At 46.0% G+C, this 15,769-nt stretch carries 6 protein-coding genes; 1 reads left to right on the top strand and 5 read right to left on the bottom strand.

The annotated features are described in order from the left end of the window. Positions 1-169: 169 nt before the first annotated feature. The 4 genes from RIG66_RS02685 to bioD form a co-directional block, all read right to left on the bottom strand. Positions 170-6,280, bottom strand: a complete 6,111-nt coding sequence (locus tag RIG66_RS02685; RefSeq protein ID WP_446374946.1) for a CHAT domain-containing protein — start codon at positions 6,278-6,280, stop codon at positions 170-172. Between the two features lie 225 nt (positions 6,281-6,505). After that, positions 6,506-7,717 (bottom strand): M20 family metallopeptidase, encoded by a 1,212-nt coding sequence (locus RIG66_RS02680; protein ID WP_446374944.1) that lies wholly within the window; start codon positions 7,715-7,717, stop codon positions 6,506-6,508. 489 nt (positions 7,718-8,206) lie between these two features. Further along, positions 8,207-12,307, bottom strand: coding sequence for a PAS domain S-box protein (locus RIG66_RS02675; protein ID WP_446374942.1), 4,101 nt, complete (start codon positions 12,305-12,307; stop codon positions 8,207-8,209). 295 nt (positions 12,308-12,602) lie between these two features. Beyond that, positions 12,603-13,280: a dethiobiotin synthase gene (gene bioD, locus RIG66_RS02670; protein WP_446374940.1), complete on the bottom strand. Its 678-nt coding sequence runs from the start codon at positions 13,278-13,280 to the stop codon at positions 12,603-12,605. Here bioD and RIG66_RS02665 point away from each other — a divergent pair. Further along, the gene (locus RIG66_RS02665) at positions 13,268-13,411 is read left to right on the top strand and encodes a hypothetical protein (RefSeq protein ID WP_446374938.1); all 144 of its coding nucleotides are present in this window, start codon (positions 13,268-13,270) and stop codon (positions 13,409-13,411) included. The two genes, bioD and RIG66_RS02665, sit on opposite strands and share 13 nt — an antisense overlap. On the opposite strand, the gene RIG66_RS02660 is transcribed toward RIG66_RS02665, so the two are convergent. Further along, positions 13,408-15,375: a protein kinase domain-containing protein gene (locus RIG66_RS02660; protein ID WP_446374936.1), complete on the bottom strand. Its 1,968-nt coding sequence runs from the start codon at positions 15,373-15,375 to the stop codon at positions 13,408-13,410. The two genes, RIG66_RS02665 and RIG66_RS02660, sit on opposite strands and share 4 nt — an antisense overlap. Between the last annotated feature and the right edge of the window lie 394 nt (positions 15,376-15,769).

The following is a 15,769-nucleotide window of genomic DNA, read 5'->3' as shown; positions in this document are numbered from 1 at the left end:
CGCCAGTTTTGCTAGTAAAAGCAAGCGATCGCGTCTTGCCCTTATTGCCTCCTAGTTCCCTTAACTTTAAATGTTATGGAGTGCGATCGCCTTTGATCAAGCCAAGCACTGGAAACAATACCCAGCTTATGTTCTGCCTTTCCTACAAAGGATAACACGGGACTTATTTTTACCAAGGATTCCCCACCATAGTGAAAGACGCCCAATAATACGGATGGGTTAAATCTTGTGATTGGGGCAGTTCAGAGGGTAACAAAATCGTTCCCGCAGACGTAATCAGTTGACCATTTTCCAGTTTAGTTTTCCCCTTAAGCATATCGATTTGCACCTGTCGTAAGGCTTCGGCTTTAATTGGAGCGGTTTTTAACTGATCATAAAATTGGGTCATTAGTGCCAATGTACCTTCATCGCTGACATACCACAAACTGGCTAAGGTTGATTTGACTCCCGCTTGCACCGCTAATCCGGCAAAGCCTAATTCGGCGTTTTCATCTCCTAATGCAGTACGACAAGCACTGAGTACCAGTAATTCTACAGGTGGATCATTCCATCCTAATTCTGGCAATTGATCAAGGCGTAGCTTACTATTCCATAATTGGATATAGGAATTGCTGATCGCACCGGGACGAAAATCGGCATGGGTAGCGAGGTGAATAATCCCAAAGGGTTGTTTTTTCCGTTGGGCTTTCAGATTATCTAGAGTAAAGCCTTCATCTAGGAAAAATTGACCTTGCCATAGTTTCTGGGTAATCGATTCTAATTCCACAGGAACGGCGGGTAAAGGTTTTTGATCACTAAATTGTGCTGCCCCCATTGCCAATACTTGGCTATCTTGCACACTTTGGAAGCGAGTATCGGTGATGCTTAAACTGGGCATGATTCCGACACTATAATTCTCGATCAAGAATTGTTGTTCATTGTGTAGGGCGGCGACGGGAATGGAACGTAATCCTCTGTCCATCACAAACACCAAGTTTTGAATGCCTTGGGCTTGTAAGTCAGCTTCTAATGGCGTAATTAACCAGTCGTAGAGTTGTTTTCCTGGGGCTAAGTAACCCTTAGTATCTCGGACATTGGTTACACTTCGTTGAAACTGTTGCGCCACTTGTAACACTTCAGCGCGGGTGATGGGTATGGATTTGTGAATGGTTTCTCCTTGGGCGGTAACTAAAACGAGATCAAGTTGATCATTGTCCTGGGGGGTAGCCGTTGCAGAAGAAAGGCTACTGGGGACAAACATGACATAAATTAATGCAGGTTTAACGCCTGTTTCTTGGGCAATATCCTGCAAAAGTTGACGCGCCTCAGTTAGGGTGAAAATTTGAGTGCCTGATTTGTCGAGATAGGTTTCAAATTCTTGGGTATACGCCGCATCAATTGTGCCAAATACGGTGTCAATAGTAACAGATGGCACGCTGGTTTCTACTTGAGGTTGTGAGGGGGACTCTTTTTGCAGAATCAGCGGATTTTCGGCTGACGATTCACTGGGGGGTTCGGGTGTAATTGTTTCCGGTGTAATCAGTTGAATCTGACTCGGTGCGATTCCCTGAGTATAGGGATTGGGATAGGAACCCTCGGTAATTTGATTATCGCTTCCTGTTGCGATCGCGCCTCTAGTACCATTCTCGTTATTGTAGTCTTGCCCGACGGTGAAGGGGATACCCAATTTCCCTCCTTGATGGCGGATGATCACTGATCCACCGCCATTCCCACCTGCGGTGGAGATACTGGTTGTTGTACCCGTGCGATCGCTAAATGTCTCGGTAGCGCGGAAAAATTGTTCTGTGGTAATATCAACGTTACCACCTCTGCCATTGCTGCCACCTTGAGCGTTAATCGAATCCACTTCGATATCCCCTTCTGGATCTAAGGTGACATTCCCCCCATCGCCCTGAGTTGCACTGGAATTGATTGCAGCCGTTTGAATCTCAGTTTTGGCTTGTACTGTAATATCTCCGCCTTGATTCACTCCCGATGTATTCAGATTTCCGGTAGTGACAGCCTCTTGATTACTGGTGAGAGAAATTCCGAAATTAGCCGTAATATCGTTTACATTAATAGCTTGATTCGCCAGCAGGTTAATCGTGGCATTATCGAATCCGGTAATCGTACCTGTGGCGCTGATCGAACCTGAACCTGTTGGTGATAGGATGGATAGCGGATCGCTAACGGTGAGATTGCCATTGAGTGCGATCGCGCCACTACCATTCTCTCTTCCAATCCTGATACTCTGGAACCCGTCTTCAAACACGCCTGCGGTGAGGGTAAAGTCTTGAGTCGGATTAAGCGGTTGCAAAACCAGATTAGTATTTGATCCCGTTACCGTTGCACCCAAGGTAATCTCTGATGCAGTTAGGGATAAATCCGATAAGACGGCGAGGGAATCTTGGATGCTTAAACGATTCGCGGTAACATCTCCGCCAAATTGGGTGGTTCCCCCAGCATCGGTGGTGAGGCTATTTAATGGTGTGACACTACCCACAGCACCAGAGAATGCAGTGGTTCCGGTACTGAAGATGCGTAAAGTGCGATCGCCCTCTACAATGCCATCAAAGCTGATAGTACCATCTACCGTATTCAGGTCAACATCAGCGCCTAAATTAACCCTGTCTCCTAAGAACGTGAGACTATTACCTGAGGTTGTGATATTAGAATTCAGTGTTGTCGTGGCAGCATCGAGGGTAATCGCGGCATTATTTTCACCCATCAGCATACCATTAAGAACAATTTCCCCACTAGGCGACTGAATCGTCACAGGATCATTGAACGTAACATTATCATCCAGTGTAATTGTGCCATTCCCTGATTCTCGTCCAATGGTTATACTCTGGAAACCATCTTTGAATATCCCACCATTTACACTAAAGTCTTGGTTCGGATTTAGAGGTTGCAGTGTCAGGGTTTGATTGGTGCTTGTCTCAATTGAATTCAATTCAATTTCTGCGGCGGTTAGGGATAAATTGGATAGCACATTTACCGAATCTTGCAAATTCAAGCGATTCGCCGTCACATTATCATTCAATTGAGTTGTTCCGCCAGCATCTGTGCTGAGACTCTCTAGGGGGGTAGAACTACCAACCGCGCCGCCAAAGGTGGTTGTATCTGAACTCAATAGTGTCAACTTATAATTGCCATCAACCGTACCTTGAAAGCGAATCGGGTTACTACCACTGTTGAGAGTAACATCATTACCCAGTTCAACACTTTCTGCATTAAACGCTATACCTCCGCTTTCCGTGGTGATATCAGCATTTAGGTTAGTCGTTGCACTGTTGAGTGTAATTGAAGCATCATCTGTACCCGTAATCTTGCCATTAATCGCAATCACACCATCCGGCATTTGAATCGTTACGGGATCACTGAACGTGAGATTGCTTAAATCAATTTGTCCGCCGCTATTCGTACTGCGAATTGTCAGACTCTCGAAACCATCTTGGAAGCCAGTTTCATCTGAGGAATTCCCTGATCCGGCTAGGCTAAAGATATCAGTAGTATTTGACGATTGAAGAATCAGATTTTGATTGGTTCCCGTAATCGTTGAGCCGAATTCAATTTCATCCGCCGTTAACGATAAGTCGGACAGCACCTCGACTGCATCTTGGATGTCGAGTTGATTAGCGGTAATATTGTTATTGATTTGGGTTGTTCCCGCTTCATCTGTCCTAAGGGTATTCAAACGGCTGATGCTGCCAACTTCACCTGTAAATGTCGTTTCTCCTGGATTTAATACGGTCAAATCATAAGTCCCCTCAACCGTGCTATTAAAGTTAATTTGACTATTTCTAATCGTGCTTATCGTCAGATCAGCCTTTAACTCAACGCTTGACATAAAGTCAATTTCCGGAGATAGCTGCATCTCGCTTTGTGTCAAGGTTAAGGTTGAGTCTGACAGCACTTCCACCATGTTATTGAATTCTAGCTGGTTGGCGGTTATATCACGATTGATGATCGTTTTTCCGTTAGCGTCCGTGCTGATAATATTTAATGAATTTAGACTGCCAACAATACCATTAAATTGTGCTGTACCCGTGTCCGTATTTAAACTTAAATTATACTCCCCATCAACTGTACCATTCAAGGTAACATTACCACCACTCGTATTGAAACTGACATTGCCACCAAGCTGGAGAGGATTATCGAGAGTGAGGTCATTCCCTCCAGTGTTTACGACTATCTCTTCCCCTGTAAATGCTTGAATATCTAAGACTCCTGTGCCTCTGATATAGGGGAGTTCAGGTTTACTCGGCGCTGGCACAAGCTGGATCTCATTGCTTGTCAGGCTAATTTCACCCCCGATAGAACCATTCGATTCTATTCCTCTTGCCAGAATTCTTTCTGCTTCCAGTGTGATAGTTCCGCCAGTACCAGAACAACCCTCATCCTGACTACAGGATTGTATTGTTCCTTCATTAACACCTCCATTGATACGGGTAGTAGTGTCAATTTGTCCACCGCTTCTAATTACAATGTCTCCACCATTATCACCACTTGACTGGATATTCCCACTAACAATATCCCCACCAGCAATCACTTGAATATTACCACCATCTCCATTGCTTCTGCCTTTAGCTAGAATATTGGCTACGTCAATACTTCCATTAGGCGCTTCAAGGGTAATATTTCCAGAATCCCCGTTTACACTATCCGATACGATATTTCTCAAGACGCCCGGTGTAACACCTATAATGTTTCCATTCGTCGTTTTAATATAAATATCACCACCTCGACCTGAACCTGTTGTTCCTCGCCAAGCCGTATCAATTCCAGTAAATCTAATATCACCCGCTGCTTCAAAAATCACCGAACCCGCATCAACGTTAATATTGGTAGAATTTGTTCTAATTCTACCGACTCGAATATCACCCGTATCTGAGCGCAAAATCAGGGATGGCGTTGTCGTTAAAAGGTCAAAGTCGGGATCACTCGTAGGAATCATCCCCGATTGATCAGGTTCTGTAATCGTAATATTTCTTCCCCGAATGTTACCTGTTGCCTCAACCTTAAGTGCAGATCCATTGTAAGTTCCAACGTTATAATTCCCCCCAGACGTAATAATCGGAGTATAAAGGCTAACGAAGTTAGCAGGTTGTCCTGATAAATTAAGAATTGAAAAATCACCGCCACTCCTAAAGTGGGCATCTACTGATATCGAACCATCACTGACTAACGTCAAATTGCCACCACTTTGAAAGGGTGTTCCCGGATGATTCAGCGTCAGAATATCAATACCTTGTTCACCCTGAATAGTAAGATCCCCCCCCGCCTCTGCCCTAAATGGATTCGCCACAGTATCCCGTACCCGTACCGTATCCTGCGCCAATAGCTGCAAATCATCGGTTGTGGTTAACTGACTCTCCACCAACGTGAGATTATTCTCTGCTGAAAGTAACGCTGTTCCCCCCGTTACCGTCTTGGCAACCAGATCACCGTTATCAATCGCAATCCCTGAACCCGTAAGCGCAACTTCACCCTGTTCATTCACCGACAAACCTGTGGCGTTACCAACGTTTCCTCCCGTTAGCAATTGTGGAAGAGAAAGGGGAGTAAAGGGAACTACAGTCGCCGCCGCAGGAACCTCTAAACTCAGCAATTGTCCCGCTTGACTAATCCGCACCCATTGATTACCAGGAACCGTGGCGACGGTAATTTGACCCCCTGGGGCGACTAATTCACCCGTACTCACAACCGTACCGCCAATTAAACTGAGATTCTGTTCAGAATTGACTTCGAGTGTACCTGTATTAACGATAGAACCGGGTTCTGGTGTATTAAAGACAAAGCCATTGGGGGTTCCTACCAGAGACGTGTAATCATTGATCCCGGTGGCATTAAACACGTTATCGCCAAAACTAATCCCTGTAGCGGTTGTACCGGTAAAGGCGGCGGGGAGGTTTAATTGAGCCTGATTGCCAAAGATAATACCTGCCGGATTTATCAAAAATAGATTGGATGTCCCGCCACTAACTTGGATTAACCCATTAATAACCGATGGATCACCACCAGTAATTCGTGAGAGAATAGTCTGTATCGATGGGCTTGATAAAAAATTCGCAATTTGTCCCGAATCTAAACCAAACTGACTAAAACTGTGGAAGAGATTCGCGCCATCTCCTGATAATTCCCCCCCCTCAATATCGAAGCGGTTTCCCTCTTGATTCACAGTCGTATCGGTACTGTCATCGGAAACAATAGGTTGGGTTAACCCCGATGACATGAACCCCAATGTGGTTAGGCATAAGGTTAGGGTTGACAGTAGTTTCAGGTAGATGGGGACTGACATAGACTTCTCCTGAGGGAGGTAATTCCTCTATAATTTTCTAGGATTTGAGATAGCCGATCGCGAGACTCGTTTGGTACAAATACACCCATCCTTTGCGAATTGACGCGAGGGAAAGGATGAAAGGCAAAGCCGTACAAGCTTTGAACTCGTTACCTTACCCTGGTTTCGCGTTTCGTTGATCTGGCAGGCACACCCTAGATTGTCAGGTTTCCCGAATATCGAGAATTACTGGCAGAATTTTTCCACACAGCGAACAAATAGTTCTACTCCCATTGCTAACACAGTTTCATCAAAATCAAACCGGGGGTGGTGATGGGGATAGGCTAAATCTTTACTGGGGTTCGCTGATCCCAAAAAGAAATAGCAACCCGGTACAGCCTCTAGGAAAAATGACATATCTTCCCCGCCCATGGTTTGGCATTCGGGTACGATTCCTGTAGGGGTTTCGACGACTTCTTCAGCTACGGATCGAACCAATTCGGCTATCTGTGAGTTGTTGATCACAGGCGGATAAAGCGGCTGGTAGTCTAGTTCATACTGCGCCCCGTGACTCTGACAAATACCTGCAATCACTTGCTCGATACGCTGGCTGAAATACCCTGCCAATTGCGGATTAAAATAGCGCACTGTGCCGCTCATTTTGGCGCTGTCAGCAATGACATTAAACGCTGTACCAGCTTGAAACATTCCCACCGTAACTACGGCTGATTCAATTGGGTCAACATTACGAGCCACAATGGTTTGCAAGGCGTTGACCACTTGAGTGCCAATGACGATCGCGTCTAGGGTTTGATGTGGCATTGCCCCATGTCCCCCCTTGCCTAAAATTTTACACTGAAATCGCTCGCTTGCTGCCATTAAAGCACCATGGCGAACGCCAACAGTTCCCAGGGGCAAATTGTTCCACAAATGTAGCCCAATAATAGCATCCACATCCGGATTTTTTAAGACGCCAGCCTCAATCATGGGTTTAGCGCCGCCGGGTCCTTCTTCAGCGGGTTGGAAGATGAACTTGACGGTTCCCGCAAAGTCTTGGCAGTGTTGGGAAAGATAAAACGCCGTACCTAATGCGATCGCGGTATGTCCATCATGACCGCAAGCGTGCATAATTCCATCATGTTGCGATCGGTAGGGAACCTGGTTTTCTTCCTGAATCGGCAAAGCATCCATATCCGCCCGAATCGCTAACACTGGACCTGTGCGATCGCCTTCTATTGTGGCAACGATCCCAGTTTTAGCAATACCCGTTTGATGCTCAATTCCCCACTCCTGTAACTTTTGGGAAACAAATGCAGAGGTTAGGTGTTCAGTAAACCCTAATTCCGGGTGCTGGTGCAAGCGCCGCCGCCACTCAACTAGCTGCGATTCCAAGGCGCGAATCTCACGTCGGATCTCAGATCCATCTACGGTAGGGGGGGTAGAAGAGGTAACAACCATGATTGCTTAACAACTCGTAATACTATACTTCAAACGGAAAGATGCCTCCGGAGCAAATCTGGAGGTATCTTCCTTTAATAGTAAATCCGCGTTACTCCTGTCTCGTATTAGATCCCCCTCTTACCGATTAGATTCCCATTTTCTCTAGAAGAATAATACATAAATTAATCAAACTCCCCCTTTTTAAGGGGGATTTAGGGGGATCTAAACTGACGCATCGACACCCTAATGATTCAATAGCATCTCTGGGCATTCGTTATAGACAGCGAAGTTGAGTAAAGGGCGACCCGAGTTAATTGAGTGGACATAGTTGTTCATTGGTGCAAGCGGGTCGCCCCTACAGGAAAACTAAGACTTCTTGCTATATCACCAGCCGTCATAAAATGAATTGTACTAATATAGCTCTCAACCCCTGACATAAACAAATGACAAATGACAAATGACAAATGACAAATGACGATCTCCACCGTTAACTTTTATTGTGCCTACCTACTTATCTGCTGTAACCACGCGATCGCGCCCTTGGGCTTTCGCCTGGTAAAGCGCCCGATCCGCCGCCGCAATCAGTTCCTCCGCCGTGGAACCATGTTCAGCAAATGCCGCCACACCCACAGAAATCGCGATCGCGTCTAAGGGTTGATTGTGATACTCGATCTGCAAACCCTTAACATCGTGGCGAATTTGTTCCGCTCGTTGCTTAGTATCAGCCAGTGAAGCATCGGGCAAAATTAGCATTAATTCCTCACCCCCATAACGGCAGGCAATATCCGACGCCCGAATACTTCGTTGTAAAAATATGCCTAATTCTCGTAACACAGCATCCCCAGCTTCATGACCAAAGGTGTCGTTAAAATATTTAAAATGATCAATATCCAACATAATAATCCCCATCGGTCGCTGATGACGCTGCGCTCGATGAATTTCTCGCTCTAGAGACTCTTCCATATAACGCCGATTAAATAGCCCAGTCAGTGCATCTCGAATACTCTGTTGGGACAACGTTTCCCGTAATTTCAAATTCGCTAACGACAGGGCTAAATGTTCCGCTACCGTTAGAGCTAACCGTTGTTTTGCCTCGGTTAATTGTCCCCCTTGTGGCGAACTAATATATAAAATTCCTAACGCTTTTCCCTGTGCCATCATTGGCACACAAAAGGATTCTAAGGAAGAACTATCGGAGTGAATATGGGGACAGCGTAAACCGGATTGAGGCTGGGTTACCAAATGGGGGCGTCCCCGACGTAATGCCCAACACGATTTCGGCGAAAACAGCGTCTGACTCGCCAAAGCGGTTCCCCAGGTTGCCATGGCTTCTACCCAATTCTCAGAGGGATTAATGACAAACACTCCCCCTGAACTCCCAGGAAATAAGGGAGCAACCAAAGTCGCGATCGCTTGATATGCCTCATCAACCGTTAAACAGGCTTGGAGAAAGTCACTCAAGTCGCCGAGTAACACCATTTCTCGGTTGCGGCTACCCAGTTCATTCACCCGCCCTGTTAGTTGCTGATTCAGCCTCTGCAAATCCGCTTGTGCCTGTTTGCGATCGCTGATATCTTGCACTACGCCAATATAAGATTTCGGTTCACCCTGACTATTGCGGATTAGCGACCCACTTAAATTCACCCAAACCTCAGATCTATCTTTACGAATATAGCGTTTTTCACGGGAGAAGGTGTCAATTTCTCCTGCCAATAACTGATTTAGACAAGTGAGTTCCTGGTCAACATCATCGGGGTGAGTAATGTCTTTGCACGTCTTGTTTTGTAGTTCCTCTGCACTATACTGCACTAAGTCAGTAAACTTTTGATTAAACCACAGAAACTGACCCGATAACGTCGCTTGGACAATGCCGACAGCAACTTGATCAAACATACTCCGGAAACGTTTCTCACTCTCTCGCAACGCTTCCTCAGCTTGTTTGCGTTCGGTAATATCCCGATTACTCGCTCGTATCCCCAACCAACGCCCCTCAGCACTATGTACAGATTGGCAAATATGAGAGATCCAACGCAACTCTCCGGTTTTAGTTAGGATGCGAAAATCAATTCCTGACACCCTCTGAGTTACCGCAGTAGCACACCCATGTTGAACAAATTTTTCTCGATCCTCTGGATAGATAATCGACTCTAATAAACTGGCGTTCTGGATAAATTCATCGGCACAATACCCAGTAATCCGTTCACAGGAAGGAGAAACATAGAGAAACTTCCCTTCCGGGTTCAGCCAATACTCCCAGTCATACGTAAAGTTAGCAACCGTCCGAAATCGTTCTTCGCTTTGTCGCAGTTCCTCCTCTGCTTTTACTCGCTCGGTGACATTATCGATCGCAAATACGACACCCTTTAACTGACCCGCTTGGTTAAATAAAGATGTTCCGTTAATTGATAGTAACACTCGCCGCTCATCATCTCGTTCAATGGTATAGCGCAAGTCATTAACAGTCTGAGCATTTTTTACCAAATGCCAGAACGGTAACTGTTTATCCCCAATTGAATTCCTTAACTCATCCTGATGATACCCAGTCAGCTTATCTTGATCATCTGGGTGAATATCTTCTGACTGCAAACCTAAAATCTGTTCCGCTTGATGATTAATCAGCATAATTTGTCCCTGAGGATTCACCCAAATGATCCCTACAGGACTGGTTTCCATAACACGGAATAATAGATCAAACTCTTGCTGTAACGACGCTTCTATCTCTTCACGTTCCTGAATTTCCTGTCGAAGTTGAGCCGTGCGCTGTTGTACCCGACTTTCGAGTTCTTGATTGAACTGACATAATTCAGCTTCGGCTTGTTCACGGGCAAGGTGGGTGCGTAACCCCTCAATACCAGAGGCTAAATCATTAGCTAATTCTTTCAATAACTGCACCTCTTCTGGTACAAATGAGCCGGAGTTCACGGCATAGATAGTTAACACACCTAATGGTTGATCTTTAACCTGTAATGGTAGAATAATCAACGCTCCATACCCTTGTTGTAAGGCGTGCGATCGCCAGGGTGTAAACTTTGGATCAGTCTGAATATGACGACAAACTATCGGTTGTCCAGTTTGCAAAACGCTATCAACAGGAGATTCACCTGAGAATGGGTTAAACTCAGGCATAACAAATCGTTCTAGATACTGCTTATTCTCAGAATTATTTAGTTCATACTCTTCCTTCTGATCTTTTCTGTCTTCTGCCTTCAAAGAGCCTTCTGCATTCTTTAACGCTTCAAACCCAGCTACAGGTTGTACTCTTTGGCACGTATCGTCAGTTGTCAAGCCAACCCAAGCACCCCGATACGCCCCTACCTCCACAATCAGACAACAAATCTTCTGGAATAACTCAGATTCCTGGGTGGCACTCATCAATATTCGGTGGGATTCACTAAGGGTTTTGAGAATACGGTTTAAAGTTTGCAGAATCCCTTGCGTTTGTTGGCACTCCCTCAGTTCCATGGGGGTCACTTGATCCCAAATTTTCCCAGCTCCCCCAGCTTCCCCAGCTTCCCCAGCTTCCCCAGCTCCCTCTGCTCCCCCAGCTCCCCCAGCTTCCCCAGCTCCCCCAGCTCCCCCTGCTTCCCCAGCTCCCCCAGCTTCCCTATCTCCCTCATCGCTATTTTGTCGCAGATGCCGATTTTCAGCGTGGAGTGAGGAAATGATTTGACGCTGTTGATGCAGTTGCTGCTGCAAGTCTTGAATAACGCCATACAACTGGGCTGGGTCAAGGGTTTGTAGAATACTGGTTTGAGTCACCATACCCAACAGTTCTCCTTGATGACTACAGACTCCTAATTGCTGTACTCGCCACTGCTGCATTTTCTGATGAGCTGTCCATAACGACTCTTCTGGATTCACACACAATAGGGGAAAACTCATCAGTGTATAAGCTGGCAAGTTGAAATCGAGTTCCAATGCCTGAAATTGGACAATATCTCGTTCAGTAATGATACCGATGGGGAATAAAAATGGTCTTGAATCGACTGGATTTGATGACACTATCCGCTCATAAATGCTGTTTTCCTGTTGTTCTGCAATGACTACATAATTAACTCTATCCTCTGCCATTCGTTGCGCTACAGTTAGCACAGAGGTTGTGGGGGAAACGTCAACAACTTCCCGTGTGATCAATTCTGCTACTCGACGGCTTTTCAACAATTCAGTTGATGGCAGAAGGTGATGCAGACTCTCAAGTGTGATAACTCCTACCAATTGATTTTCATCATTGACAATGGGTAAGTGACGAATATCATGGCACTCGAATAAATTCAGCATTTTGAAACCATCCCGCAACTCGGATTGCTTCAGCGTAATCACTTGCTGAGTCATCACTTCAGCAACATGAAGATTTTCTAATGTGCTTTCCGCTGCGACAATTTGAACCAAATCCCGCGACGTTAGCATTCCCACTAACTGCTCGTCTTGTATGACTAAGACACAGTTCCCACCCATTCCCTTACCATGACTTGAACCCAACAATCCTGTCCCATCGGGGAATGGACAGGTGTGGGTTCTTAGATTTAGGAGCGCGATGACATCACTCAGACAGGTGTCTGGTGTAACCGTTAGCGGATAGCGGTCAATCGCAGACGTTAAGGTTATCATTTTTCATTTGTTATTTGTTATTAGTCATTTGTGATGAGTCATTAGCCCTGGTGTGGACTAGGATGGCTTAAATTCTTAAATGTCAAGCTACTTGATCGGGGATTGATCAAGAGAATACGTCACGTAGATGACCCAAGGAATTATGGGGAATGGGTGATTACCTGGAAAAAAATAAGCGGTAGTTTTCTAATTTTCCTTGATATTCGCCATGATGTTGATATACCTGTTACAGAAATTCAGCTATTTCAACCGATTTGATTTAATTCTTAAAACAACACCAGGATTTTCCGTTACATTAGAACAATTGCTCTATGTCTAACTCAGATGCCACTTGAGCCAGTTTGCTCAGATCAGTGGGATCAGCTACGTGGGGCAGGATGCCTAAAATGGCAACCTGTGTCAGTGACTGAATCAACTCAATGGGAGTCCAATCAGCAATCTCTTGTGCTGAACGAGGCTGAACACAATTGAGGACAATTCCTTTAAGGTGAACGCCCGACTGACGCGCTAAGGCGACAGTTGCTACGGTTTGTGCGATCGCGCCCAGCGCCACAGGCACCACAATGACACTTGGTAATTTCCAATCTCTGGCGATATCCGCCACGGTTAACTCATGGGTTACAGGTGAACCCAGTCCCCCTAGTCCTTCTACTAAAACAACATCCCGTTGCTGCTGGAGGCGATTCAATGCCTGCCAGACTCCTTTTAATTCTATCGATCGTCCTTCCCGTTCCGCCGCGACTGGTGGGGCGACAGGGTGGCTAAATTGCAACGGGGCAATCTCTTGAGGGGTTTGATCCAGGTTGAATTGCTGGTGATAATGTTCCCAATCCCCGGTTCCCGTTTGCATCGGCTTAAAAATTCCCAGACGTTTTTGCGGATAATAGGTTTGCCAATAAGCGGCGAGAGCCGTGGTTAATACCGTTTTACCCGCATCGGTATTTGTACCCGTAATTAGTAATGTTTGGGTCATTGGTCATTGGTCATTGGTCATTGGTCATTGGTCATTGGTCATTGGTCATTGGTCATTGGTCATTGGTCATTGGTCATTGGTCATTGGTCATTGGTCATTGGTCATTGGTCATTGGTTTGAGTTGTATCTAAGGGTTGGTGAGACTGACACCCAAAGTGAAAGTGGTTGGTCTTTGGGCAATCACATCAATGATATAGTTGCCCCCTTGAGGCAATTGTGCCTGCCAAAAGTTGATGTTTGAGGCATCTTCAATTAACTGACCATTAGGATTGCGGATATTTAAGGTGACATCATCTTGAATAACTTCTACCGCTAGTTGCTGATTGGATTCCACGTTGACGCGATACCGTTTTATCCGTTGCGGTGAGGTTTGACCTTGAAACTGAATTGCCTGTTCTCCTTCAGGAATGATCAGTCGTTCGGTTTCGTAAGTGGGAGAGGGAGAGGGGGAGGGGGATGGAGAAGGAGATGGAGATGGGGATGGAGATGGAGATGGAGACGGAGATGGACTTTCCGTTGGCGAAGGTGTGGGTTCGGGGGCTTCCGTTAAGTCTAAATTGAGTTGGTACTCAGTTTCTGGAAGTTCCGGAATTAAACTTAATTGAATCGTGTATTCTCCGGTATAGGGAAGTTGACCTCGCCATTGCTGCACCCGTGTGGCGCGATCGCTCACTGGTTGATTATCGGGTCCGAGGACGGTCATATATACCCCTTCCGTCGGAATAAACGCCTCCAACGTCTGGTCTTGTTCCGCCTGAATCTGGTAGTTAACAATAGTATTTGGCTGTAATGATCTCTCGATAGACAGTTCTCTATCGGGAGACAGCGCCAGAGTCTGACTATAGACTAGTGGTTCGGTGGGACTAGGTGAAGGTGAGGGAGATTCAGTTTCCGTGGGCAAAGGAGACGGAGACTCCACAATTGTTTCTGGGGGAGTCGGTTCCTGTCTTAGTCGATTCGCAATTGCCCAAGAACCCAACCCTGCAATCACGGCAAGTACTGCACCAATTGCCACAACCATCCCAGGCTTTTCCCAAATCGAGTCGTTACTGGGTTCAGGAATCACAGGTTCTGATTGCGCGGGTGGTCTCGCGGGTGGTGTCTGCGGTTCCGGACGTCGTCCTACGGCTACGGTTGCCATCCCTGAGACGTTGGCGTCTGGTTCTGGCGTAGAGGCGGCTGGAGGGGCTGGAGATTGCAGCGCTTGTAATACATCTGTTGCAGATGGATAGCGATCGCCCGGTCTGTAACTTAGCATCCGGTTCAGAATCTGGGCAAATTCATCACTCACCGTCACCCACCGTTGCCAGTTCCAGGTTAACTGGGTATTATCCAGTAACTCCCTGGGTTCTTTGCCTGTCAGTAGCACCACGGCAGTAACGGCTAGGGAATAGAGGTCACTACTGGGATAGGATTTTCCGGTTTGAATTTGTTCGCTGGGAGCATAACCCAGTTTGCCAACTGTCGTGGCTGGGGTTGCCATATCCGGCGACTGCAAACGGGTAGCGAGTTCTTTGACCACACCAAAATCAATTAATACCGGGAGTTGGTCGCCCTGGCGCAGAATAATATTATCGGGAGTAATATCGCGGTGGATGATCCCCTTAGTGTGAATATGTTCTAATACGGGCAATAATTGCTGGAGTAGCTGTTTAACTTCGGCTTCGGAGAAGACGGGGTTCCCCATGGGTGTATTTTGAGGCGGTGTGGGAATCCCTACGGCTTCCGTGCCGGATGTAGAATTGCCAGCTAGCTGTTCTAGGCGCTCATTGAGTAACTCGCGATAGGTTTTTCCCTCAACGTAGTCTTGTGCCAAGAACAACCGCCCATCCTGCTCAAATGTGGCTCGAAATTCGGGGACTTGCGGGTGTTTGATTTGATAGAGGGTGGTTGCCTCCCGTTGGAAGAGTTCTTTGGACTTCTCCAAGGTATAGGCTTCTGCCTGAGGCGGAATTAATTCTTTGAGCACACAAAGTTCTTTAAACCGATTCAGGTCTTCCGCCAGGTAAGTTCGACCGAATCCCCCTTGACCCAGAACTCGGATCAAGTGGTAACGGGCTTGCAGAATAGTTCCAGAGGCGATCGGTTGTTCCATGAGCTTGTGAATTGGAGTTTAGGGGAAAACAGGCAGGAAGGATAGTGAGTTCCTAGTCTACAAGTCTAAATTTTATGAGAAGATGGTCACATCCCGGCATTTATTACATTTATTTTATCTGTGGCTCCTGAGACGTCCCTCAATTAGCTAGATGGTAGCAGAAGCCATGACAGGTTTTGGATATTACTCAATCTGAAGGAAATCAGTCAGATTTACATTTCTTGACTTCTTCAAAAAAAATTATGTTCAAGTCCTTCGTTCAGTTGGTTTGTTTAACCTCTGTCTTTTGACTGATTTATTACTTTGAGATTCGCTTTTCCTTAAAAAATGTTAATTATTTGTTCTACTTGTATGAGTTTGATTAATAATTGGATATTTTAGTCAATTCAATGGG

Source organism: Coleofasciculus sp. E2-BRE-01, from assembly GCF_040221695.1.
Taxonomy (GTDB): domain Bacteria; phylum Cyanobacteriota; class Cyanobacteriia; order Cyanobacteriales; family Coleofasciculaceae; genus Coleofasciculus.
The sequence above is the reverse complement of the archived record's forward strand: the minus strand, read 5'-3'. Positions and strand labels throughout refer to the sequence as shown.